We start from the raw sequence: 1069 nt of genomic DNA, 5'->3' as shown, positions 1-1069 counted from the left end.
GATATCGCTCGCATGCCTCCTTCGGAATAGGCGTCAAGGACAACCGCCTGGATAGCGAGCCGACCGAACAGGCCTTCGGCTATATCGAGGACGGGATCGGAGCGGACGTGACCCGACTTCGGGCCCTTTAGGGATGACTGACCTCGACGCCTACGCAACCCACTGAAACGCTCGGAGGGGTCGGGTCAAATTGAAGGGACTGACCCCGGAGAAAATCCGGGGCCAGTCCCTTGCAGCTTATTTATTTATTGAGCCGTCTAAGTTTGGGCCGCAGTTCGCACCCGCGCGGTACCGACTTCTTGCGGTAAGCGAAATGAGAGCGCCTTGTATTATCAGATGCGCTTTCTTTTGCGCGCGCAGATTGCAGCTGCCAATGCAAGTACACCCGTTCCGGTCAGAGCAGCGCCAAGCACTGTTGCCGTATGATCACCCACCGGAGGAATGGCGCTATCGGCGTTCGCGTTGCCGCCATTAGTTTGAGATCCGCCCGCGCCAGGGGTGTTGTTGCCTGGGGCGCCCGCGTCGGGTTTGCCGGCATCGGGATTGCCCGGATTGTTCTTGGGCACCTTTTTGAACTTGGCTTTGTAGACAACGTCTTCTGTCGCGTCGGTGATTTCCTTGTCCCACGAATCGAACACGTAGTCGTACTTGTCGTCAGACGGTTTCGTAGGAGTGGGTGCCGTGATTTGGTCTGCTTTCGTGCCGATCTCGTACAAGGTTTCGCTATAGATAGTGGTGCCGTCTTCATTCGCGAAGGTGATTTTCACCAAAGACGGTTTTGCGGCGGCAATCAGATAAACCTCGTCATCGGAGTCGATGTTGGTATAGTTGGAGTACTCTCTACGCTGATCTTTTGTCTGCGTTGTGTAGCGAGCATCTTCGTTGTCAAGATACCAACCGTCAATCTTTTTATTAGTCACGTCATCGGGTTTGCCCAGGTAAAGCTCGTTCATGTCTTTTGCGGCTGACAATTTTGCAACAGAGCCGCTCAGGTAGACGTCGGAACCCGCCGTGCCCGCGCTGTTGTTGCACAGTTTAGTGCTGGTGATGGTGGTGCCTGCGCCTTCGC

The 1069-nt window shown here is 55.3% G+C and carries 1 protein-coding gene; it reads right to left on the bottom strand.

The genetic code is table 11. The features are described 5' to 3' along the window. Positions 1 to 332: 332 nt before the first annotated feature. The coding region (locus ACQRC0_RS08745; RefSeq protein ID WP_427729313.1) for a hypothetical protein at positions 333 to 1069 on the bottom strand (737 nt) is incomplete at its 5' end.

The sequence above is a fragment of the Collinsella sp. SGI.033 genome, assembly GCF_050315135.1.
Lineage (GTDB): Bacteria > Actinomycetota > Coriobacteriia > Coriobacteriales > Coriobacteriaceae > Collinsella.
The sequence above is the reverse complement of the archived record's forward strand: the minus strand, read 5'-3'. Positions and strand labels throughout refer to the sequence as shown.